This is a genomic window from Limnobaculum eriocheiris, from assembly GCF_021010575.1.
Lineage (GTDB): Bacteria > Pseudomonadota > Gammaproteobacteria > Enterobacterales > Enterobacteriaceae > Limnobaculum > Limnobaculum eriocheiris.
Map to the genome: position 1 here is coordinate 86,351 of NZ_JAJNAG010000005.1, position 24,369 is coordinate 110,719.

21 protein-coding genes are annotated in these 24,369 nt (G+C 47.6%); 15 read left to right on the forward strand and 6 right to left on the reverse strand.

Going from position 1 to position 24,369, the window contains the following annotated elements; all coding sequences use genetic code 11:
- Positions 1–57 precede the first annotated feature (57 nt).
- From LPW36_RS04380 to traN, 7 genes are read left to right on the forward strand one after another with little or no spacing between them, the layout of a single operon-like run.
- A complete protein-coding gene (locus tag LPW36_RS04380) occupies positions 58–750 on the forward strand; it encodes a DsbC family protein (protein ID WP_031500474.1) in 693 nt (230 codons plus the stop codon).
- Complete coding sequence (gene traC, locus LPW36_RS04385; RefSeq protein WP_230608244.1) at positions 750–3,149, forward strand: type IV secretion system protein TraC; 2,400 nt, start codon at positions 750–752, stop codon at positions 3,147–3,149. Before LPW36_RS04380 ends, traC begins: the two co-directional genes overlap by 1 nt.
- Complete coding sequence (locus tag LPW36_RS04390) at positions 3,142–3,489, forward strand: plasmid-related protein (RefSeq protein WP_230608245.1); 348 nt, start codon at positions 3,142–3,144, stop codon at positions 3,487–3,489. The genes traC and LPW36_RS04390 overlap by 8 nt, the downstream gene beginning before the upstream one ends.
- The gene (locus LPW36_RS04395) at positions 3,473–3,985 is read left to right on the forward strand and encodes a S26 family signal peptidase (RefSeq protein ID WP_181241852.1); all 513 of its coding nucleotides are present in this window, start codon (positions 3,473–3,475) and stop codon (positions 3,983–3,985) included. Before LPW36_RS04390 ends, LPW36_RS04395 begins: the two co-directional genes overlap by 17 nt.
- A 7-nt stretch (positions 3,986–3,992) precedes the next feature.
- Entirely contained in the window at positions 3,993–5,120 is a 1,128-nt protein-coding gene (locus LPW36_RS04400) for a TrbC family F-type conjugative pilus assembly protein (protein WP_230608246.1), read from the forward strand.
- 31 nt (positions 5,121–5,151) lie between these two features.
- Positions 5,152–6,132, forward strand: coding sequence for a TraU family protein (locus LPW36_RS04405; protein WP_008305499.1), 981 nt, complete (start codon positions 5,152–5,154; stop codon positions 6,130–6,132).
- A 2-nt stretch (positions 6,133–6,134) separates the two neighbouring features.
- Positions 6,135–9,827 (forward strand): conjugal transfer protein TraN, encoded by a 3,693-nt coding sequence (gene traN, locus LPW36_RS04410; RefSeq protein ID WP_230608247.1) that lies wholly within the window; start codon positions 6,135–6,137, stop codon positions 9,825–9,827.
- Between the two features lie 141 nt (positions 9,828–9,968).
- Here traN and LPW36_RS04415 read toward each other — a convergent pair whose 3' ends face one another.
- From LPW36_RS04415 to LPW36_RS04440, 6 genes are all read right to left on the reverse strand, one after another.
- A complete protein-coding gene (locus tag LPW36_RS04415) occupies positions 9,969–11,645 on the reverse strand; it encodes a UvrD-helicase domain-containing protein (RefSeq protein WP_230608248.1) in 1,677 nt (558 codons plus the stop codon).
- Positions 11,642–13,567 carry an ATP-dependent nuclease gene (locus LPW36_RS04420; RefSeq protein WP_230608249.1) on the reverse strand — a complete coding sequence of 642 codons (1,926 nt, stop codon included), beginning with the start codon at positions 13,565–13,567 and terminating at the stop codon, positions 11,642–11,644. Before LPW36_RS04420 ends, LPW36_RS04415 begins: the two co-directional genes overlap by 4 nt.
- Before the next feature lie 77 nt (positions 13,568–13,644).
- Positions 13,645–16,023, reverse strand: coding sequence for a S8 family peptidase (locus LPW36_RS04425; RefSeq protein WP_230608250.1), 2,379 nt, complete (start codon positions 16,021–16,023; stop codon positions 13,645–13,647).
- Between the two features lie 15 nt (positions 16,024–16,038).
- A complete protein-coding gene (locus tag LPW36_RS04430; protein WP_025610721.1) occupies positions 16,039–17,010 on the reverse strand; it encodes an AAA family ATPase in 972 nt (323 codons plus the stop codon).
- A 110-nt stretch (positions 17,011–17,120) separates the two neighbouring features.
- Positions 17,121–17,300: a hypothetical protein gene (locus LPW36_RS04435; protein WP_025610722.1), complete on the reverse strand. Its 180-nt coding sequence runs from the start codon at positions 17,298–17,300 to the stop codon at positions 17,121–17,123.
- 133 nt (positions 17,301–17,433) lie between these two features.
- A complete protein-coding gene (locus LPW36_RS04440) occupies positions 17,434–18,036 on the reverse strand; it encodes a hypothetical protein (protein ID WP_230608251.1) in 603 nt (200 codons plus the stop codon).
- Between the two features lie 366 nt (positions 18,037–18,402).
- Between LPW36_RS04440 and LPW36_RS04445 the strand changes: the two genes are divergently transcribed.
- From LPW36_RS04445 to LPW36_RS04480, 8 genes are all read left to right on the forward strand, one after another.
- Complete coding sequence (locus tag LPW36_RS04445) at positions 18,403–18,729, forward strand: plasmid-related protein (RefSeq protein ID WP_168476629.1); 327 nt, start codon at positions 18,403–18,405, stop codon at positions 18,727–18,729.
- A 15-nt stretch (positions 18,730–18,744) separates the two neighbouring features.
- A complete protein-coding gene (locus LPW36_RS04450) occupies positions 18,745–19,164 on the forward strand; it encodes a single-stranded DNA-binding protein (RefSeq protein ID WP_000795986.1) in 420 nt (139 codons plus the stop codon).
- A 79-nt stretch (positions 19,165–19,243) separates the two neighbouring features.
- Positions 19,244–20,062, forward strand: a complete 819-nt coding sequence (bet, locus tag LPW36_RS04455) for a phage recombination protein Bet (RefSeq protein WP_000414662.1) — start codon at positions 19,244–19,246, stop codon at positions 20,060–20,062.
- A gap of 82 nt (positions 20,063–20,144) precedes the next feature.
- Entirely contained in the window at positions 20,145–20,288 is a 144-nt protein-coding gene (locus tag LPW36_RS04460; RefSeq protein WP_230608252.1) for a hypothetical protein, read from the forward strand.
- A 60-nt stretch (positions 20,289–20,348) separates the two neighbouring features.
- A complete protein-coding gene (locus LPW36_RS04465) occupies positions 20,349–21,365 on the forward strand; it encodes a YqaJ viral recombinase family nuclease (RefSeq protein ID WP_193267705.1) in 1,017 nt (338 codons plus the stop codon).
- A gap of 209 nt (positions 21,366–21,574) precedes the next feature.
- Positions 21,575–22,534, forward strand: a complete 960-nt coding sequence (locus tag LPW36_RS04470; protein ID WP_007104990.1) for an AAA family ATPase — start codon at positions 21,575–21,577, stop codon at positions 22,532–22,534.
- Positions 22,534–23,301: a hypothetical protein gene (locus LPW36_RS04475; RefSeq protein WP_230608253.1), complete on the forward strand. Its 768-nt coding sequence runs from the start codon at positions 22,534–22,536 to the stop codon at positions 23,299–23,301. Before LPW36_RS04470 ends, LPW36_RS04475 begins: the two co-directional genes overlap by 1 nt.
- Before the next feature lie 98 nt (positions 23,302–23,399).
- Positions 23,400–24,353, forward strand: a complete 954-nt coding sequence (locus LPW36_RS04480) for a DUF3150 domain-containing protein (protein WP_230608254.1) — start codon at positions 23,400–23,402, stop codon at positions 24,351–24,353.
- Positions 24,354–24,369: the final 16 nt, after the last annotated feature.

The following is a 24,369-nucleotide window of genomic DNA, read 5'->3' on the forward strand; positions in this document are numbered from 1 at the left end:
TCCACATAGGACAACTGCATAGACTGGAGCCTCGATTTACATTAACGAGGACTCCTCATGCGAAAACTATCTCCAATTATTCTGGCGCTTGCGCTGTCTCCTTTGGTTCAAGCTGAACCAGTGTCTGAAGTGTCGCCCGTTGGCAAAATTGACGGCATGGTTTCTTTGCCGGTCACGGGTATGAAAGCGGTTGAAAGCAATGGCCGTATTGTTTTCATGTCAGACAGTGGCCGGTTCGTCATTGATGGGACGCTCTATGATGCCTGGTCGAAAAAGCCGCTTACTAGCCTTGAAGAAATTCGAGAAGCGGGAAACACGCTGGACTTAAGTCGTCTTGGCTTAAAAATGGATGATTTGAACCCACTGACGCTGGGCGAAGGCAAAAAGAAAGTGGTGGTCTTTGTTGATCCACGATGCCCGCACTGCCATGAGCTTTTGAAACAAGCTTTACCGCTAACCAAAGAATACACCTTCCAAATACTCCCTGTGCCAGTGCTTGGTCCTGATTCAGAGCGTCAGGTTCGCCAGCTTGGCTGTGCGCGTGACAAAAAAGCGGCCACCGATGCATTGCTCAATGGTCGAATTAGTAACTTAGAGCAGGATGATGCCTGCAACTTAGAGCCAATGCAGCGTACCTTGGTGACGGCTCAAATCCTGGGCATTCAAGGTGTGCCTTTCATCGTCGCCAATGATGGTCGCATCAGCCGAGGCCGTCCTTATGATCTTTCTGCTTGGTTGGAGGGGCGTTAATGAAAGCCTCTCTGTATTCGGGGCAACGCGCTTCAGAGCTATTGCCAGTATTGGCCTATTCAGACGATGAGCAACTGTTTTTCATGGAAGACCAAAGTGTTGGCTTTGGTTTTCTATGTGACCCATTGCCGGGTGGTGATGAGTCTGTTGCAGACAGGGTTAATGTTCTACTCAACAACGACTGGCCAAAAGACACTTTGCTGCAATTTGGCCTGTACGCCTCGCCTGATATTCAAACCGACCTTCAGCGCATGATGGGCTTACGGCATCGTCAATCCGACCCATTGCTCAGGGCGTCGATACGCAAACGTGCGGATTTCCTCGATGGGGGCACGGTTCGACCAATAGAGGAATCGACCCAGACACAGGTACGCAACTTTCAACTGATCGTCACCTGCAAATTGCCTTTGGAAAGTCCTATACCGACGGAGCGTGAGTTGAGTCGAGCATCCGCGCTTCGGGCTTCTTTCTCTCAGGCGTTGGCAACGGTTGGTTTTCGCGTCACGGAGATGAGTGACCGCAACTGGCTCGCGGCATTAAGTGCGCAGCTTAACTGGGGAAAAGATGCTTCTTGGCGCAATCCATCACCAATCCGCAGTGAGGCAGATAAACCACTTCGAGAGCAAGTGTTGGATTATGACCGAGCTATCAAGGTGGATAGCCAAGGTCTTATGCTGGGTGATTACCGAGTTAAAACCTTATCCTTTAAGCGCTTGCCTGAGCGGATCTGGTTTGGTCATGCCGCAAGTTTTGCGGGCGATATGATGACGGGCAGTCGCGGTTTACGCGGAAGCTTTTTGCTGAATGTCACCATTCACTTTCCCTCAGCCGAGGCCATGCGATCTCGTCTAGAGACGAAGCGTCAATGGGCGGTCAATCAAGCCTATGGCCCGATGCTCAAGTTTGTGCCGGTGCTTGCAGCCAAGAAAAAGGGGTTTGATGTTCTTTTTGAAGCCTTGCAAGAAGGTGATCGTCCTATTCGGGCAAATATGACCTTAACGCTGTTTTCCCCAACGGAAGAGGCGTCCATCAGCTCTGTTTCAAATGCTCGAACCTATTTCAAAGAGCTCGGATTTGAGCTGATGGAAGACAAGTACTTCTGTTTGCCCATTTTCCTGAATGCCTTGCCATTTGGTGCTGACCGCCAGGCGATGAACGACTTGTTTCGATTCAAGACCATGGCGACACGGCATGTGATCCCACTGTTGCCTTTGTTTGCGGATTGGAAAGGCACGGGCACGCCAGTGATTAACTTTGTTTCCCGTAATGGCCAGATCATGAGTGTATCCCTTTATGACTCGGGCAGTAATTACAACTGTTGCATCGCGGCGCAATCGGGGTCGGGTAAGTCATTCCTGGTGAACGAAATCATCTCCTCCTACCTATCAGAAGGCGGGCAATGCTGGGTGATTGATGTTGGCCGCTCTTATGAAAAACTGTGTGAAGTCTATGACGGTGAGTTCTTACAGTTCGGGCGGGACAGTGGTATTTGCTTAAATCCGTTTGAAATCGTTGAGGACTATGACGAAGAAGCGGATGTACTGGTTGGGTTATTGGCCGCAATGGCCGCACCAACGCAGTCATTAACCGATTTTCAGATGGCCAACCTAAAGCGTCAGACCCGTGAACTGTGGGAGAAAAAAGGTCGTGCCATGTTGGTTGATGATGTGGCAGCGGCTTTAAAAAATCATGAAGACCGACGTGTGCAAGACGTGGGTGAGCAGCTCTATCCGTTTACGACACAGGGCGAATATGGCCGCTTCTTTAATGGCCACAACAATATTCGCTTCAAAAACCGTTTCACCGTTTTGGAGTTAGAAGAACTCAAGGGGCGTAAGCATCTACAACAAGTGGTGTTGCTTCAGCTTATCTACCAAATCCAACAAGAGATGTACTTAGGTGAGCGGGATCGTCGCAAGATTGTGTTCATTGACGAAGCCTGGGATCTGCTGACTCAAGGTGATGTCGGTAAGTTCATCGAGACGGGTTACCGTCGATTTCGAAAATATGGCGGCAGTGCAGTAACGGTAACGCAGTCGGTCAACGATTTGTATGACAGCCCTACAGGTAAAGCTATCGCTGAAAACTCGGCCAATATGTACCTGCTTGGCCAAAAAGCCGAAACCATCAACGCGCTCAAAAAAGAAGGCCGCTTGCCACTAGGTGAAGGCGGCTATGAATACCTGAAAACGGTTCATACCGTCACTGGTGTCTATTCCGAAATTTTCTTTATTACCGAAATGGGCACCGGGATTGGCCGCCTCATCGTCGATCCGTTTCACAAGCTGTTGTACTCGTCCCGTGCAGAAGATGTAAACGCGATTAAACAGTTAACGCGCAAAGGCCTTTCTGTTGCTGATGCCATCTCTCAGTTGTTGAAGGAGCGAGGCTATGAATAAGTCCACGCTTTGGCCATTTATGGCCTCTATTACTTTGTCTATTGCAGGTAGCGGTTTAATGGCCAGCTGGCTCTTAATGAAAACACTCGAACCCATCCACAGCCAGTTGGCGTTAAGTACGCCTATTGCAGTCGTGGATTTTGGGGAGGCGGTGTTGTCACTGGGCCCCAATGCCAGCGAACAAGACATCGAATCTAGGTTGCTTCAGACCAATCAGCAAATTGAAAAGCTAAAAGCAGCCGGTTTTATCGTGCTGGATGCCCAAGCGGTGGTGGGTGCTGATGATTCCGTATTTGTGCCAGTAGGCTCAAAGGAGGTGTCTCATGCAGATACTCCGTAAAAGAATGCCTTGGCGGCCATATCTCATCCGGTTGACTGTTCTTGCGTTAATCATGGCCTTGGTAGGCACCTACGCCATGATGCGCTACCGAATAGGTATTGATACCCAGCAAGAGCGCTGCCTTCCTGATACCACGGTATATCTGATTGACCTATGGAATAAAGAGCCCGTTAAGGATGGTCTGTATGCCTTCAACTCAAAAGGACTCGCTCCGTTATATAACGACGGTACTCGGATGCTGAAACGTCTAACAGGGATGCCAGGGGATGAAGTCAAGGTGACGCCTGAGCATGTGCTGGTGAATGGTGCTGAAGTCTCTACCGGCATGGCATTAGCCCAGCGTCTTGGTGTGGATGAAACAGAATTTAGCCGCTCATTGACGCTGCAAGAAAACGAGTATTGGTTTTCCGGTGAGGCCGCAACGAGTTTCGACTCCCGTTATTGGAATGCCGTTAAGCGCGAGCAGATTGTCGGTCGCGCTTGGCCGCTTTGGTAGGAGGTGGATGATGAGAAGACTATGCCTCTTATTTTTGTTGGTTGCTCCATTGGCTTGGGTGCAAGTGTCCTGGGCACAAGAGCCTTATCCGTTGTCTGACGAGGACAAAAAGATCGTCGAAATGAGCCGCAGCATTTTACAAAGTGCTGTGGATGGTTCATCTGAATTTATAGAGCCTTTTGCACCGGTTGAACAACCTGCGTCGCTCAAACACAGCGATGAATGGTTGATGTTTGCGTCGTCCTCACTGGGGGATTCGTCACTGAAGCAGCTTTTCAAAGAGGCCAGTGCTACCGGCGCTATTGTGTTGTTTCGGGGAATTCCTGAAGGAAAGACCTTGGGGGCGGCTATCCGTGATTGGCATACGCTGATGACAGGGCTTGATCCTGTTCCTCAGGTTCGAATCGATCCGAAAGCCTTTGTGCACTGGCGGGTGACTAGCGTCCCTGCCATTTTCCGCATAGAAGATGACAAGGTGACTGCAAGTGCACTAGGGGTTTACAGCAAGGACTGGTTGCAGCGTCAAATTGAAACAGGCAATACCGGTTCATTGGGTCAACGCGGTCCAATTCATTCGATTATAGAACCTGATTTGATGCAAGTGGCGATGCAGCGTTTACAGTCTATTGACCTGGGCGCGTTAAAGAAAAAAGCCATTGAGCGTTTCTGGTCTCGCCAAACATTTACTGACTTACCCAAAGCCACGCAGTATCGGATAAGAACGGTTGATCCAACCATCGTCTTGCAGCGGCCACTATTGGATGCCAATGGCCGAACATTGATCCCAGCAGGAACGCGTATTAACCCGCTCAAAGCCTTGCCATTTACTCAGCAGCTCGTGGTGTTTAATGCGTCGGACGCTGAAGAAGTGGACGCAGTTGCGCATTGGCTTGAGACGCAAGATAGGACACTGCGCCGCATTACGCTTATCACCACGCAGCTCGACCGTGCGCAAGGCTGGAATCGCCTCAATGCGATCGAAAAGACATTGGACAGTCCGGTTTACCTTCTCAATGCCTCGCTAAAGCAGCGCTTTGATCTGCAAGTCACCCCATCGTTTGTTCAAGCAAAGGGACTCGCGTTTGAAATAGAAGAAATTCCAGCAAAGGAGCTTGTTCATGAAAAAGCTCAATAATACGTATCGTCTGTTGCGGACTCTCGTTGTCATGTTTGTCCTAAGCGCATCTATTCCTGCAAAAGCCGAATTGACCTGCCCAGACGCGGGGTTATTGTCCGGCAAGTTGCTGACGGATGTTTGCTGGTCATGCATTTTTCCTATCCGGGTTGCCGGTCTTCCTCTTGGCTCTGGCAATGTCCCAAGCGGCGCATCAAACAAGTCATTTTGCTTATGCGAAGACAACTTAGGTGTGCCAAGGCCAGGTATTGTTACCAGCATGTGGGAGCCAGCGCGTTTGATTGAACTGGTCAGAACGCCAGGTTGTTCGCCTTCACTGGGAGGGATTCGCTTACCGTTAGGTGATAGGCGATTGCAAGGTGGTCATGGTGAGGGTGAATACGATACCGGTGATCTTGCTTTCTACCATTACCATTATTACGCCTTTCCGCTTTTGGTCATGCTCGATTTGTTCATGGATGGCAATTGCAATGCCGATGGTTACATGGACTTTGACTTGATGTATTTGTCGGAATTGGACCCAACATGGCTGAACGATGAACTGGCCTTTTTTACTCAGCCTGAAGCGGCTGCCGTTGCTAATCCATTGGCTATATCTGCTTGTACCGCTGACGCTGCTTCATCAACGCTTGGTAAACCCATCGACCAGTTGTTTTGGTGTGCTGGCAGTTGGGGCCATCTCTACCCGTTATCTGGCCACACATTAGCCTTTGGCTCATTAGCAGAAAACACCAGCCATTTAGCGGCGCGAGCAATCGCGGCTCAACACAGGCGTGGTCTTGCAAGGCGAACAATGGGGAACAGTGCGCTATGCCGACCTGTTATCGAACCCATGCTGCCGAAATCCCAATACAAGATGAGTATGTTCTTCCCTGTACCGGAAACTGAAAGTGCACATGTCATCGGTGAAAGCACCATGAAATGGGGAGAGTGGCGAACGATCCCCGGTGCCGGTGAAGATGCGCTCTACATTTTGTGGCGCTGGCAAGACTGCTGTAACTCGGGAGGTTAACCATGAAACCAACACTTTTTACCCGAGTTTTAGCGGGTGTTTTATCAATCACTATGGCGTGCTTGCCCTTACATGGTGTGGCCGCTGATGTGCAGCGCCAATCCGGCCTAAGCGGACAACAAGATGGTAAGCAATTACTGCAAAATTGGACGATGCCCGCACTTAACGGTAATACATTGTTGGTGCCGAGTGGCAGTGGTAATGAGTCCATTAACTTGCAAGAGCTATTTCCTGGTATGGATCAAGGCTCATTAGATGTCTTAACGGGCGTTTACGGCTCTGATGCCAGCATAAATCAATTGGGGACGCAGCGCCAAGAGAGCATGGCATCCGAAAGTGGCGCTACGGGTGAGGCGTTTCGCTCGCTACAGCAAATCAAAGACAGGTCTCGGCCAGATATGGTCAATGATCCGCTTTGGGCATTAACTGACGCGGTTCAAACTGACCCCAATCTATTAACTCAAAGCTTCCCCGGCTGTGAGTCTCAAGGTGAAGGCAGCCCAAATTACCAGCAATGTGACAGGCTCAATACAGCGGTTAACAGCTGCACTATTACTCACGATTACACGGCAGGCATTATTGAGCATGTTTCAGGACCGATGAACCTTCGCTCTTGTGGTGAGGGGTGTCTTGAAGTTTGGATAGGACGTATTGGCGACAACTACTGGAGTGGTAGTTGTAAAGTGTTTGAACAGGCCATCACACTCAAAGTCGTGAATCCCGACGCGATTACCTCAGCCGTACTTGAGTACGCCAAATGGGATGACTACATGCAAGTGTGGCTTGGTGATCAGAAAGTCTGGTCTGGGCCGAACAATAACTTTCCACCAGAAACGGCTGGTCGCTGCGAGCTTAGTACCAGTTGGGAGCGCAATCCTAATACTGACTTAACCGCTAAGCTAAAAGCGGTAGAGCCCGGTTTAGAAGTGCCGGTAAAAATTCGCGTATCGGTAACGGGTAGTGGTGAGGGCTATGCACGCATCAAGGTGCGCTTTGATCCAACCAAGGTGGTGATGAATGATAGTTGGTCACCACAGTCTTGTATCGAACAAGCAGCGGATATCCCGACGAAGTTTTCAGACTACAGCATTCAATGCACGGATCAGCCTTCTTCAACCAACGGATGTACGGTGGTCAATGGTGTTTCAGTTTGTGAATCCTACTTTGCCCCAAGCCCTGTGGCTGGCATATCGCCTTTGTGTCGGCGTGTACAAGTTAGTGTGGATGATGAAAGCTATAAGGGGATTGGAAATCAGGCCTGCCATGTGCTTGAAGCGAATCCTTCCTGTGGATTCATGTCGTCAGAATGTGCCGAAACCAATGATAAAGGTGAATGCATTCGTTTTACCGATACCTATGACTGTGGATTGCAAACCAGCGATCCAAAGTGTGTGGTATCCAACCTTATGCCAAGTAGTTTTGAGGCCTGTGAGCCTACTCAGACGATTACGCCATTTACTGAAACCAAGCATGTACCGGATTATCAGGTGTGCGAGAAGATCAGCACGCTTACTCAGTGTCAGTTAGAGCGACGTGTATTCGCTGAAACCCATCAACAAAGCTGGTTCATTGAGCGCAGTTGCTTTAGCTCTGAAACGCTCAGCTTTGTTCCACAGCACAGCAGCACTATGCAAACTGGAAACGCGACACTGAGGATTTTTGATAATCAAAATACTGAGATAAAAATCACCGAGTCGCCGTCCAAGGCAAATGGTTGGAAAACGACACTCTCACTGACGGGCAATAAGGAAACGGTGACTGAGACGAAACCGTCCATTAAATACCCTGAAATGACCTGTCCAAAAGGAACCTTTGTTGGTTCATTGTGTAAAGTCGTCAATGGGTCGATTATTTCGTGGCATGAACCTCAGGAGGTCACTCGTTCCAGATGTGAGTCCGGCTGGAACAAAGTCGATTTCGATACTTGCAGCCGAGAAGTTCAGAAGTGTTTGGCTCCTGCGAAACTGAGTGCTTCCTTGACCTTCTCTGGCAAATACTTAGAGCAAGACGTTGTTCATCAATCAAGTGATCCGGGCATAGACCAATGCTTGATGCAAACGGATCAGTTTACTGCGGTGCAGTGGCAGTGTTTGGATACGGGCACAAAACGAATCGACGGGTTAACGGTTGGTAGTGGCGAGTTGGCCAATCTTGGGAGCCTTTATCCAGCGGTTGTTTCGTCTCCTGCTCATTTAACCAGTCGCGGCAGCTCTGATGGACTGGGACTCTCATGCTGGTGGGCAAGAGCAACCTACAATGCTTCGACTGCTCATCCAGAGTTCAACATGGGCAGCTCAGATAGCTGGGTAGATGCCAATGGTAATACGCAAACCATCGTCAATAACGGACAAAACACGACCACCAATACGTGTGCCGCGCTAGAGCAAAACCCAGCCTGCCAGTACGTCAGAACCGAATGCACTGAAGGTGGGGCTGGTCATGAAGGCTTCTGCTATATCCAAAGTTTGGTGTATGACTGTGGACAAAGCGTTGAAGTGCAAAATGCACGAATGGAAACTCAATTCAACTGTGAGGGCCCAGTTCGCTGCATGGGCACAGATTGTTTAGAGCCAGAGTCAATCAAGCAGGCTAACTTTGCAGAGGCCGCTGCGATGCTCAATGCTGCGCAGTTTATGACCAATGATATGTCATGCACGGGAGCTGATGGCCAAGATAACGTCGAGTGTACGGTCTTTATAGGTAATGCTGGCCAGTGCAAAAAAGCCGTTGGTGGCATAGTGGATTGCTGTGAAAAGCCAAGTGGCGTGTCGTTATCGGACTACATCACGATGATAGTGGCGGTTAACAAGCTTGATACGGCAGTCATGGCCATGAATCCGTCTTCTGCAATCTATGGTTCGTGGAATACGCTTAGGGAACCGATCACGAGTACCTGGAGTGCGGTTAAAGAGCCTTTTGTGTCTGCATGGGACTCTCTCATGGGGGCTGGGCCATCAACGGCTGCTGGCGCGGGAGCGGAGCAAGCTGCGACTGGCTTTATGCAGGTGTTGACCAACAAAACGGCTGAGTGGGTAGGCTCTACCTTTGGTTCGGGGGCGCAATCGGCACTGTTTAGTAACGTTGGTGGCGCGGTTGGAGCCGATGGTGTTGTATCGGGTGGTAACTTTGCGCTGGGTGGCGCTGCGGGCGCGGTTCTGAGTACGGTTATGACGGCCTACATGATTTATTCAGTCACCATGATCCTCATTCAGCTTATCTGGAAATGTGAGCAGAGCGAGTTTGAAATGAACGCCAAGCGGGTATTGAAGAGTTGCCACTACGTAGGCTCTTACTGCAAGTCTAAGTTCTTAGGTGCCTGTGTTGAGAAACGGCAATCATATTGCTGCTTTACTTCGCCGCTTTCACGGATCATTCAAGAACAGGTACGTCCTCAATTGGGCCTTGGTTGGGGCAGTGCGAAGTCACCAAACTGTGAAGGTTTGACCGCGAGTCAGTTAAACCAGGTAGATTGGAGCCAAGTCAATCTCGATGAATGGATAGGTATCTTGTCGATAACAGGCAACCTACCCGAAGTACCGTCACTGGATATGGAAAGACTCACAGGCTCAGGAAGTACGCTAAACGTGGATGGAAACCGTCAGGGTGCCGCAGAAAGAGCCATTGAACGGCTAAACGGAATGGATGCCCAGAAATTACGCCAAGAGGCGACGGAAGAAATTTCGGGGAATAACTAGAAGAAAAAATCTTTGTCAGCTCCAGTATATTTTGGAGCTGACATCGCGCTAGATGTTGCATTATATGTAGTAAAGGGAACGTTTTTGAGGACGATTTATGGCTTTGCAAGTTTTGAACTGAGCAGTTTAGCTAATGACTTTTTAAATGTGCGTTAAATCGGTAATAAACTGTGCTGCATATTGAAGGTATTCCTGTTGTGGAGTTCGAATTACATCCCATCTTTTTGCATAGTTAAGAGGCCTGTCGCGTTGTTTGGCGTATGTAAGAACAAGCCGACGTTTGGCACGGGATACACCAACAAAGAAAGCACACCGATTAGCATCTTGATCCCCAAAGAATATTTCGTTCTCAACGGCCATAATTATCGTTGAGTCGAACTCCAATCCTTTGCTCTTATGGATAGTCAGAATACGCACAGCCTGATCATCAGAGAAACGAGTCAAGGCTTGAGGCAAATCGGGGGTAAGTTCAAGCAATTCTTCAATGCGTGCTTTGGTATCTCCCACAACTTCACCTAATCTGGCATGTGACTCATAGTCAGGCGAGAGAGCAACAAGAGTCTCCATTCCTATTTCCTTCAAAAATCCACACACAGAATCCCACCATCCTGAAAACGGTTCATCCAACAACTCGGCCATGGCTATGATTTTTCGCTGTTCCTTGAAGAAGCTTTGGAAATTTTGCCTGACGCTAGACTGCACCTCATCATCGGCAAAGGGAATCAATTGATTCATCAGCCGAATCCAGGCTTTGGGCTCTCGCTGGCCATAGAGACAGGACAAATAGTCAACAACGAGCCTTGCGGCAGGTTCGACAGTAATATCCTGCATCTCCTGCTCATTCCGGTACGGTATTCCCCTAACTTCCAATGCCACCATCAGGTGATTGGCGTAAAGATCTAGTTGTTTGGACACTAATACGGCGATTTCGGATAACGGAACTTGTTCATTTCTTATCCATCCGGCAATCAAATCGGCCAAGTACTCAGCTTCTTCCTGGGCATTCTCGAATTGCCACGCGAAGACCTCTCCCTCTTCACCAGCAAGTTGGTGATCTGGCATGACGGAAGCCGGATCGAGCACGCGAATTATCTCGTTCTGCATCCGAAGCAGGCGTGGTTTTGAACGAAAGTTTCGGTACATGTTTAATGGGACCGCTGAAAAATCCCTAGCGAACGTTTGGAAAATTCCGTCCAAAGCACCTGCCCACCCCATGATTTTCTGCTTGGTATCACCGACAGCAGTGAGACGAATGCTTGTACCTTGGAAGGCTACCTTCACGAGTTCATACTGCTGATCCGTGCAGTCCTGGAATTCATCCAAGAAAACATCGCTGTAAGTTTGGCGTATGGCATTTCTTGCGACAGTGGAGGCCTTAAGAATTTGAATTGCTAGCGGTACAAGATCATGAAATGTAATTTGCCTTCTTGTGACTTTTCTTTCGCCAATCGAATAATCCAGATCAAGAGCATCATTACCAGTAAGCACTACTCGGAAACGATCAATAATACGCTTTGCAAACGCATGAAATGTGTAGCTATCAAAACGGGATGCCAATTCTTGTCCACAGCGTCGTTGGATTCGCTCCTTCAAGTTTTTGCTGGCGTCAACTTTGAAAGAGATAGCGAGTATTCTCTTCGGATAACGGCAGGTTCCGGTTCGTAGGAGGAAGTCAGCTCTTTGTGCAAGCATTTCCGTCTTGCCTGCGCCCGGCCCCGCCGTCAATGCAAGACAGCGTGCTTGTTCCTTCGCAGCCCGCAGTGCATTGGGTTCAAGCGTTAGCCCATCCGAAGGCAGCCATGCATCTACAGCAATCACTCGGGCAGTTCCGCAAGCTTGGCGATCACGGCATCAGTGAGTCGTCCAAATGATTCAGGCATGTTCGCCAGCAAATCCTCGTCGCTTAGTTGAGCGAGAGCATCGATATGAGCCGCGGGCTTACTACCCAGTTTAAAAAGCTTGTGATACGTAGAGAAAAGATTTAACTCGTCTTTGCTGTATTGGTATGAGCCATGATGGCTCTTGCCTAACACGGCTTTAATCGTTGAGTCATCCGGTACTTCCTGCTGAACACCGTAAGCATCTGGGAAAGCAAGGAGCATTGAAAAATCTAAATCCATTGGAAATGAGAAAAACACACCACGCATTTCCAGCTCTGCAAATACACTCTTAGTACCGTTTTCAAAGAAATGATGGGTACGAACAGGTACTTTGTCATCATTCCAATCTGATAAAGAAAAAGTATTTGGCAGAACTTTTTCAGGTTGATACAAGCCAAGTTGGTTATTTACATACTTTATTCTTCCCCAGCCCGCTTGATGTCTGCCCACATCTAAATCGAGAAGGGTCAAAAATGGGATTTGCAGTGCTGATAACAGGCGCCAAAAATGATTGACATGCCTACCTCCAAGCGGAGCAATCGTAACCGCTGATTCATCAACTGGCGCACCCTTTGCTTGGAAAAGGCGCGGTAGTACAATTTCTTCGCTATCCCCTTCACCCAACACAACCAAACGTGAGAAGTAAATCTCAGGGAATGCCTGGACAGCCTCGCGTACAAACTTGTGCGCTTCATCGGTTTTAGCGGGTAATTGGATTTTCGTAATTCTTGATTGCCGGGTTTCGGTAAGTCGAAGATATCGAATATGTTCCGGATCGACACGTCGTAACATTGACGGAGCATGCGTAGCGATTAGGGCCTGAGCATCCTCGTTGCTCGTCATGGAGTTCAGAGCGCTGACAATCCGCCCCAGATAGTGAGGCGAGAGGCTGTTCTCTGGTTCCTCAAGGGCAATCAAAGTAAAGACTGGCGGACGCAATTTTTCTGGGTCAAAAGAGCCGTCCTCACCGGCAAGGACAGCACGCCCAATTGCTTGAGATGAAAGAACCAATGACAGATAGAGCATCGACTTCTGGCCGTCACTGAGTCTGGAAAAATCGACAAGATGTTCATCATGTCCAGGCGAGAATGATACGGACAAATGACGAAGCAACGCCTCGATCTCAGATGCCACAAAAGTAATCTTGGGATCTGTAAAGTAGCTGCCTTTATGAAGGGTGCCCCATGTTTTCTTCAGGTGGGCACTAAAAGCATTGACCGATGGATTAGCAGCCAAACTCTCACTAATCTGGTCGGTGAACCCTTTGACTTCCTCCCGTTCATTTTCCCAGTTCACTGCCCGTAGCAAGCGGCCAAGCAGCGCGTTCGTTCCATATGCTATGTGGTCAGTCGGATCTCTTCTTGCGGGCAGATAGTGGACTTGTATGTGATTTCGTTCAGACCTTGGAACCGTTTGAGGATTTAGAGGCGAACCATCCGGGCCAGCTTCAAGCACATACACAAAAGTCTCATCAATATCCCCATCCAGGCCCATAGTGGCACTTAGGCGATATCGTACCCTAGGAATTCCGTCAGGGTCATCAAGGCGCATGTGACTGAAATGGGGAGCAACGGTCGAGTTATCTTCTTCATCCTCCAACTCGGGGAACACGAAGTCCGCCTCAATCCATAACTGCCTTTCTTCGGGCGCTTCTTGTTCATCGTGCGGGACATGGAAGTCTGAGCGCTGAATACGGCGTAATGATGGATCAAATGCAAACAGTCGGCACAAAGCCTGGAGTGCAGCAGTCTTGCCTGACCCGTTGGGGCCAATCAGATAGGTAATATTTTCCAGTGTCAGTTCTGTTGGTTCAGCACCAAAACTCTGAAAATTTGAAACCCGAATACTGTGCAGTTTCATTCTTTTATCCTAATACATATGGCCCGAAAAATTAAATCTTCCCGTTCCATGGGTGATTTTTACAGAACAAGAATTCCCTACACTCGAGCCCGTGCACGTTCTCTAGCCTTAAGCTCTATGCGTTGTGATATTTGGCTATACAGCTGGGCTTCCTCATTCTCTCGATCAGTGACAGTCACAACCAAGGCATAGTCTTCTTGTTCGAAACTCAACGCCTCACCCCAATCTCTATCTTGTCGAGTAATTACAACAAACCACTTTTCAGAAGGCTTCGGCTGTTTAATCCGCCAAGTTGAAGACTGAACTGTACCTTTACCTCTTAATTCAGCACTTATGTCCCTATTACTTGTAGCATCATCATTTCTGGTTTTAGTTTCATCCTGAGTACTGTGATTGAAATGCCTTTGAACAGACTCAAGCGACTGATCTTTGACTAACCTAAAAGACATTTTAGTGGCCACATAGTCTATCCTAGTTGTCCTGACCGCTGGACAATAAGACAGAGTAACTCTAATTTCTCTGGAAGCACGCTGAGACCTTAAAAAATCATCGGGAAGCGGCAGTTCGAAAAAGTGATGCGAGTTGTTTTCAATTTTCTCTTCAGCCATTAAGACAACGGCATTTTGTGAAGATCTAAAAAGCTCCCCCTCATCAACAGCACCATAACCAGCTATATCTCTAAACGCATCTCGTCCATTTGCGCTCCTATAAGATTTCTTCATATCTTCAGGAAAGCTGCTTTCAATCTCCGACAGCATATTCGCATGATTAACCAGTAGTGCTCTGAGCAAATTAGCAGAAGCCTTCGGGTAGTTATTCAATAAACGACCTGCAAGATGGGTAATGTAAGGTGCCGCAAAACTTGTTCCGCTAATTTCGCTAAACAATGTGTTCCCAACGAATCGACTATTACAGGTCAGTACCCCCATGCCTCGCATAACTGCATTGAGTTCGTTGCCTGTTCTTATTGGAGAAGCCAAGTTTCCACCCATAGCTACCAGCTCGGGTTTAATTGCACCTTTAATAGTGGGACCGTGACGTGTAAATGGGGATGGTTGATTTTCTGTGGCTGGAGCCAATTGCCCAATTTCAGGATACCGTTGAGCATCGAAAGTCGCATTATGTCGAGCCAAGCTTCCCACCGTTAGAACGTTTAGTGCCGGAGCTGGATCTATGATAATACTTTCGTCAGCTAGAAGGTATTCTGGATACTCGTCTCTCCAGCTATGTCTTGGCACATCTGGATCGATAGAGCCTGAGAAGTTCCCAGCAGAAACGACAAATAAGATATTGAAGTCCCTAGCCAATTTATCCAAGACATACGCAATTCCTCGAATATGACGATTATCGTAAGGTGCATTGGAATTCCCTAACGACAAATTGAAAATCCGACATTGGTGTTCTTCGACAAAATAGGTTACAGCTTCCATGAGAGTTTTTTCGATAGAACTGGAGTCAAACTCCGCATTCTCATCAAGAATTCTACCATTGAAAATCCAAAGTTCAGGGTGCCAATAATTAGTTGAGTTACACGCTTCCAAGTCACCATACAGAGCTACACCAGCGACAGCAGTGCCATGACCATTCAAATCCATGCCACCTGTATCACCAATAAAGTCTTCACTTTCCGCAATTGCGGGTGCCAACAGGGGATGGTTAGTATTTACTCCGCTATCAAGAACACAAACCCTGGCAGCTTGATGAGTAGGGGATAGTATTCCTTCAGGAATTCTATCGATGTCACAATTCAATTGGCTATAGTGAATACCGCTCTTTGGTGGGAGATCAACCAGCCTAACATCGCTGTGATTCAGCAGTACATTCGCCTGACTAGAGTTAACCTCCAGACGGTACATTATTAAGCTATCAAGGTTAACTTTATCTGTTCGCCGTATTCCGTTATGAACTAACCAACGCTCAAATGCATCACAAGTGCTTAACCTCTCAGGATGATAAGCAACAGCCACAGGCCAAAGTTCCACATCTAAGAGAAATTTTTCTGACCTTGGTAAGCCATTTCTTCTGAGAGCCCAACTCTTCCGATCCTCACTTGTCCAGTTATCGATTCCCTCTATGGCTTCGAGAATCTGTTTGTACGTCAACTCCGCATCGTCTAAACCTAGACGTTGCAAGTGATCTGCAAACACAGCCATTCCGGTTTCATCAACAAAAACAACACACAGATGATTGTCTTCTTGGCTTACAAACTCGATACCATGTTTGTTTAGATGGGTAATATCGAGAAGTCCTGTATAACGAATTTTCAGTACAAAATTACCAGGGCGTGACGTTTGTTGACTTTGTGCGAATTTGAATGATTCAGTTAAGTCTCTGGATAATTTTTGACCATGCCCACGAAGATCACCTCGTGGATGTCTTGGAATATTGATTTTTCTTGTTCTACGTTCATTTTCAAGCAGTTCTCTTTCAATCTTAAGATGTTCATAATTAGCCATTCCTAGTCCCTTTTTTTAACTTTCTCGAGAAGCTGCTTGCTTCAAGTCCTTAACGGTCAAAAATTCCTGACTACGTAGGATCATCCTTTTTACTGCTCTACGAACAATACGTTCAATATCAGCGCCACTCTTTGTAGAAAATATCCCGAGGATAGATTTATCATCTAACTCAAATTGGCGACGTACACCACGCAATTTGAGTGAAAGAATTTGTTGTATTTGCAGCTCATCAGGTAATGGGAAGTCAATTTTTTCATCGAAGCGTCGCCAGATAGCACTGTCTAAAATGTGCTCATGGTTTGTAGCTGCTAAAATTAGACTCTTCCCTTGATAAGCGTCCATCATCTGAAGCACTGCGTTAACGACGCGGCGTAACTCGCCATGTTCGCCTGAGTCAGAACGTTCTTTGCCTATGGCGTCAAATTCATCAAATAAAACCACCATAGAATGTTCAGCAACAAAATCAAAAACTTTGCGAAGATTCGCGGCTGTTTCACCCAAAAAAGAAGATACCAACGCATCGAGACGAACAATTGCAAGAGGTAAATCAAGCTCAAAAGCAATTACCTCAGCTGCTAAGGTTTTCCCGCAACCCGGAGGACCATGAAAAATAATTTTTCCAGACGGCTTCATTCCAAAACTTCTCAGCACATCGACACGGCGGTGTTCCTCAAGAAGTTCCTCGATGGGTGCGATACTAGATTCAGGTAAAACCATTTCTTCTATTGGTCGCTGAGCTTGTCGAACATCTAATAGTGGTAGTCCTCGCTCTTTATCTACAGGAGGAGTAGGCAAAGTGTTACGTCCATTTTGTTTAAGCGGTCTTAAATGCTCACCATACAATATCTGCTCAAGATCATTTGCAAGAAGGTGATGTTGCTTTTGACGCTCATCTTGAATAACAGCTTCTGAAGCAAGCCGAAAGGCCTCGGAATCACCAATGGTTCCAGCCCTAATCAACTGTCTCAGTATTTTACCGTTAGCCACTATTATTCCCCTTTGCACTGTTCATTTATAATCGAATTACTCAGTCTTTTGTCGTATTAAATACTAATTATTTCATCATATTAATAACGATTTAAAATAATCAGACGTAACTACTTAGTATTATCTGAGGCTATGATGGGGCTTAGCCCATTCGATTTTGCATAATCCAAAATTAGTATTTCTATCATAGACGCTTGAGAGCGATGTTCTTTTTCCGCTGCTGCTTTTAGCAACAGCTTGATTTCTTTAGATGTTCGTATTGACAAAGTCTCTTCTTTGGAACGCGACACTATGCTTCTCCATGATAAATAAGCAATACAATGTACTGCATTATGCGTACATTGTATACTGTTTATTGAACTCATTACCGATAGCATGGATAGCGATATAGAGCCCCTTCGAGAGGGGCTGGTTGATGGGAGGCTAGTTGGCGGGGGTATCTGTTTCCTCTTCAGTGATATCGTCATCGGTTGAAGGCACCGCTTGCTCAACTTCTGCTTCTTTACCCTTAGCTTGGGCTGATTTTCGTGCTCGAATTTCGATATCAATTATGCGTCGTGCAAGTTTGATAATGCGCTGTTGCCATGCGTAGTTGCCATCAACACGTTGCTTGTTGCTAAGCACGCTAGATAACCAGAGTGTGTCCATTGAGATCATCAACGCATCGAGTTTGCGAACTAAGCCGACAAACTGGCCAACCTGAGGCGAGCTTATTTTTGCGTTGAAGGTAATCGGGTCGGTGTAGTCAGGTACTTCATCGATGCCGTTGGACTCCATCAGTTTGTCCAAACGGGCTTGTTCGCTGTCTACCGCTTTAGCGCAATCCACGATCAACTGGCTAATGATCTGTTCCACTTCATCAATTTCGTTCTCATCGCCAATGATGCGCAGGATGACATCGATTCCGTAAAGCGCACTGACCGTCCGTCTAAAAACACGGTCAACGACACGTTGTGCCTGTAAGCTGTTAATTGTGAATGATTGTTCAAAGATGGGTTTTGAGTAATTGGGTTTTGCTTGGGCCATAAGTTTGCTCCTGATATGACAATAATCAGTCCCTAGCCTAATCCTCTGTGAGGTAATGGCCTTTCAGCTAGGTGGAAGAATTGAGCATCTTTCTAACTATCCTGTCTGGATAAGACGGTTACACTGACTATCAAATATTGCTGATCTGTTTCAGTGATATCTGCGCCTGAGAGCATGAGCTCAAAGGAAGCCCGCCGCTGAGTATCTCAGTGGTACTAAGAGGTAGCTAGCCTCCTTAAACAAATAGCCTGCATGTTTTTACATGCTCAACCATGCGTTCCTTATGGTTCGCCTTTTCACCACCCAACTGGGGGAGTTTTCCCCAGTTGGGGGTGACTCCTTCAAAACCAACATAAGGAGTCACCAATGGAATATATCTTCGGATTTATTATCCAAATCGCAGGCATTATGTTGCTTGCAAAACTGAGCTGGTCGCTTTTGCGATTGCTTGCTCGTCAAAGCGTGCGCCCGTTTCGATTTGTACTTACTCAAATCAAGCGATTGCTCACACCAACACCAAAATGTCGTCCAATGGCAGTGCCTAAAGCTCCTGGTGTGCCCCGTTTGACATCTGCGTTTTACAAAGAGCCACATCAGTACGACATGGCTCTACTCGAAATACCAACCTATCTGCGTCGTCAGTCTTCTTTGCCCAGCCGGGTAGAAGCAACTGTGTGCACAGAGTTCAACTAAGACGAGGAGAACATCATGAAAAACCAAGTAACACTCATAGGCTACGTTGGCTCTGAGCCAGAGACGCGAGCCTATCCATCAGGTGATTTGGTGACCAGCATTTCGCTGGCCACTTCTGAGAAATGGCGCGACCGTCAATCCAATGAGCTCAAAGAGCATACGGAATGGCATCGGGTCGTTTTTCGAGATCGTGGTGGATTTAAGTTAGGGCTAAGGGCAAAAGATTTGATCCAAAAAGGAGCGAAGCTTTTTGTTCAAGGGCCCCAGCGCACGCGCTCATGGGAGAAAGATGGCATTAAGCATCGATTGACCGAAGTGGACGCGGACGAGTTTCTGCTTCTTGATAGTGTGAACAAAGCATCTGAGCCATCACCGGCGGATGATGCAGGCTCCCAAACTAATTGGGCACAAACTTATCCTGAACCAGATTTTTAACCGAGCGAAAACGCTTTAACCCAGCCGGGAGTACTTTCCCGTCAGGGTCAGACTCCCACTTTGATTGTCGGAGTCCACAATGGAAAAACCAAAGCTAATCCAACGCTTTGCTGAGCGCTTTAGTGTCGATCCAAACAAGTTGTTCGATACCCTAAAAGCAACAGCATTCAAGCAACGTGACGGTAGTGCACCGACCAATGAGCAGATGATGGCGCTCTTGGTGGTTGCAGATCAGTACGGCTTGAACCCTTTCACCAAAGAGATTTTTGCGTTCCCTGATAAGCAAGCTGGAATTATTCCAGTGGTAGGTGTCGATGGATGGTCTCGCATCATCAATCAACACGACCAGTTTGATGGCATGGAGTTTAAGACTTCAGAAAACAAAGTCTCACTGGATGGCGCGAAAGAATGCCCTGAATGGATGGAATGCATCATCTATCGGCGCGACCGTTCGCACCCAGTCAAAATCACTGAGTATCTGGATGAAGTCTATCGACCGCCTTTTGAAGGTAACGGCAAAAATGGCCCTTACCGTGTAGATGGTCCATGGCAGACGCACACTAAGCGAATGCTAAGACATAAATCCATGATCCAGTGTTCCCGCATTGCGTTTGGCTTTGTGGGAATTTTCGATCAAGACGAAGCGGAGCGAATTATCGAAGGCCAAGCAACACACGTTGTTGAGCCATCAGTGATTCCACCCGAGCAAGTTGATGATCGAACCCGAGGGCTTGTTTACAAGCTTATCGAGCGGGCAGAAGCTTCAAACGCTTGGAATAGTGCATTGGAATATGCCAATGAACATTTTCAGGGTGTTGAACTGACGTTTGCGAAACAAGAAATATTTAATGCACAACAACAAGCAGCCAAAGCGCTCACACAGCCTTTAGCTTCTTAGCGCCACGCATTCATTTTACTAACCCTGGCGGGATTATTCTCCCGTCAGGGGGAAGGTCTCGTCTTTTTATTGGAGATCTTCCATGACTAAATCAGCCTCACTTTTTCGCTTGGTATTGGTTGTTGCCCTTGTCTTAGGTTCGATTCAAGCCGGTAAAGCGGCAATTGATTCGGTTCAAGCAAGTGTTGTTCAGCACCAATCAGCGTTAGTACAAGCTGCAAAGTAACCACTTAACCCTGAAGGGGAGTTCTCTCCTTAGGGGGAGTCTCCCCTCAAAGGAGGCAATATGAAGGTTATCGACCTATCACAACGTACTCCTGCATGGCACCAGTGGCGCATTGCAGGGGTTACGGCATCTGAAGCCCCAATTATTATGGGGCGTTCACCCTACAAAACACCTTGGCGATTATGGGCAGAAAAAACCGGATTCGTATTACCGGAAGACCTGTCGAATAATCCAAATGTGCTTCGCGGTATACGGTTGGAGCCTCAAGCAAGGCGAGCATTTGAGAATGCGCATAATGACTTTCTTCTACCGTTATGTGCAGAAGCCGATCATAACGCAATCTTTCGAGCCAGCTTTGATGGCATCAACGATGCGGGCGAACCCGTTGAACTGAAATGTCCTTGCCAGTCAGTTTTTGAGGATGTGCAAGCTCACCGAGAACAAAGCGAGGCGTACCAGTTGTATTGGGTACAAGTACAGCATCAAATACTGGTCGCCAATAGCACGCGAGGTTGGTTGGTTTTCTATTTTGAGGATCAACTGATTGAGTTTGAAATACAACGAGACGCATTGTTCTTAACTGAATTGCAAGAAACGGCGCTTCAGTTTTGGGAGTTAGTTCAAACTAAAAAAGAACCGTCAAAATGCCCTGAACAAGATTGCTTTGTTCCCAAGGGTGAAGCCCAATACCGCTGGACATCGCTGTCTCGGCAATATTGCTCAGCACATGCCGAAGTGGTCCGACTGGAAAATCACATTAAATCTTTGAAAGAGGAAATGCGAGACGCTCAGTCAAAATTGGTCGCTATGATGGGTAATTACGCTCATGCGGATTATGCTGGGGTCAAACTCAGCCGCTACATGATGGCGGGCACGGTGGACTATAAGCAATTGGCCACCGATAAATTAGGCGAACTGGACGAACAGGTTTTAGCCGCTTACCGAAAAGCGCCACAAGAGCGGTTGCGTATCAGCACCAATAAGCCAGAGCAGCCCGTTGAAACACCAATCAAAATCAGCCTTGAGCAAGAGAACTTGGTTCTGCCAGGTGACTCGCCGAGCTCATTTTATTTTTAACGTTCACTTGGAGCCGATTTCGGCTCCTTTCTCATGCGCTTACATCGAGTGCATCAGAAAGCAGTTTCACTCGTAGCCAATGCTGGGTACGAATGATAGAGCGAGCTGAACTCTTACATACACAGCCATACCACAATCAACACACCACCCGACGGGGACTTCATTCTTTGCTGGGGCATGGGGCCTCGTCAAAACTGATGAGGTTTACCATGACTGAACAATCCCCATTTTTGGTTCAAGTGAATCAAGCGTTTAATGTCCCGGCTCCTGATGCTTTCGTTCTGGAAGGATTTAGTGCCGACACTACCCATCCAAACATTCCCGTTCGCAAGGACGAGTATGTCTTTAGAAAAGAAGACTTACGTGACGTATTGGCGTTCTTGTCTAACCCAGACGGTGACGGTTTGTATATTACAGGCCCAACTGGATGCGGGAAGACCTCGCTAATTTGCCAAGTTGCTTCTCGATTGAATTGGCCTGTTCAGCAAATTACTGCGCACGGTCGATTGGAATTGTCCGATCTTATCGGTCACCACACACTGGTTAATGGCAACATGACCTTTGTGTATGGACCGCTGGCACTGGCTGTCAAGCATGGCCATTTGCTGATCATTAATGAAATGGATCTTGCTGAGCCTGCTGAACTGGCTGGGCTCAATGACATTTTGGAAGGTGCCCCTTTGGTCATCGCACAAAATGGCGGAGAGATCATCATGCCACACAACAAGTTTCGTTTTATCGCTACCGGCAACAGTGCGGGCAGCGGTGACCAAACGGGCTTGTATCAAGGCGTGCTTCAACAGAATTTGGCTTTCCTTGATCGCTTTAGAATCATTGAAGCGACCTATGCAGAACCATCTGTAGAGGAAGCCATTCTGGAGAACGTTGCGCCGGGCTTACCAGAGGTCTTTCGCCAAAAAATGGTGAAGGTGGCTGGTGACATTCGTCGTCTTTTTATTGGGGGCGCGGATGGCGGTGCAGAACTCAGTATCACCATGTCCACTCGGACCTTGGTGCGCTGGGCAAAGTTAACACTTGCTTTTAAAGGTGCTCCTAACGCAGTGGAGTATGCACTGGTTCGGTCTTTGACGGCTCGTGCTGAGTTGGAGCAACGTGAAGCCATTCACCGTATTGCCGCTGATGTCTTCGGTGACCACTGGGAGGATTGATGATGGAAAAGTGCTTTGCTCTTTACCGTTACAGTAATTCTGATGGGACAGCCAAAGAATGGGCCATTTACGTTGGATCAGATAACCAGGAGATTGAAGTTCGGTTTGGAAAAGCAGGTCAATTGTCGCAGCAGCGATTGATTGATTCGACTGATCCTAACGCTGAAGCAGACCGACGAATCAATGAGAAAATCAACAAGGGTTATCGATTGGTTGGACAAGTCGGCATTGATCATCAAGGGCGGCCATTTGAACTCTCAAATGCGCTAGATAGCGTCGCGTGTGCCAATAACGTCAGTTGGGAGTTTCGTACTCGCAAGGACGTCAATGGCCAAATCTCGCTGGCGCAAAAAGCGTTGTTCGATATGGCAAAGCTGCTTGAAGCCTATGGCTTGGCTGTTATTGATGATAACCAGGTCAGGATTGGAGAATGGTCATTAGGGTTTTGCAAAAGCGGATTACCTAGTACCAATCAAATCAGCATGGTGTCAGGTGAAGGCGCTGGCATTGTTAACAATGATGATGGCCCGTGGCCATTGTTGCTGTTACTGGCCTTTAAGCGTCAATTACCACCACTGTGTTCGCTAACAGTAGCGAGTCCTGAAGGGATAGAAGTATCCGACCAACTGAAGTTGGAAAAAGATGTATTGCGGTTGCTAGGCAGTGATTTAGAGCGGGTTCGCCCGATAGCTGAAGCACTGGACTTAATGCCTGTGAAAATCGATCTCAACCAATCGTCGCCTGATTCGCAAAATTACTATTTCTGATAGTGGTATTGCCATTAGCGCGTCAACTACTACCACCCAAACGGGGGCCATTGCTCCTGTTGGGAGTGGTGCGTCCCCATCTTACATGAGGATGCACTATGAGTATTCAAACCCTCGACAAACTTTTGATTTGTCACATCGACTGTTCCATCTGGAGCGGTAGAAAAAAACTAAGGCCTGAAGATTTCAGATTAGCTAATGGCAGCCAACTTCCACCGAAGGATGTTGCCAGCTTAGGGAGTAAAAAAATTTGCGACCCAGAGGCATTGGCGAACTTTGAAAGGCTTAAAAAAGAAGCGCAGCGCTTGTGTGAGCAAGTCGGTGTACGGTTTTTAGGTGGCTATGCCGTGCCTGAGAACCGAATTGATCAGATTGTTCCAGAGCTTGACCGGATCGGTCAGGAGTTTGCGCAGTGCAAGCAGTTGTTCTTGGACAACTATGATCAGGTGACGTTTGACTGGGTTGCAAAACACCCGGAATTTGCAGATGCAATCCGGCGTGCACTGTCACCCATCGAAGACGTGGAACAACGGCTTCAGTTCGATTATGCCATCTATCGAATGCAACCGGCTGACCAAGCTGGTGGCTTAGATGACAAGGTCAATGGCATGGGACACACCCTCTTTAGGGAGGTGGCTCGTGATGCTAATGAACTGTTTGAGCGTTCCGTTGCAGGTAAGAATCAAATCAGCCAGCGAGCCCTTAATCCTCTCAAGCGATTAAGAGACAAGTTGGATGGTTTGTCATTCCTAGAGCATCGAGTTCAGCCGATGGTTGAAGCGATGGACAATTTATTTGTTCGTCTGCCGAAGACCGGCCCTGTGACCGACAATCTCTATCACGAACTGATGGCGACCATTTTAATTTTGTCTGATCCAGACAAGATGAGAATGCACGGTGAAGGTCAATTGGATATCAGACAACTGATGCCCAAACCTGAACCTAAACCCGCACAGCCTGTATCTGCTCAGGCAGATAACTTACGTGCAATACCCCAACCAACCGTCAGACCAAACCTTGGTTCGACTGTACCAAACTCATTTTATTTCTAACGTCCTTGAGGGCATG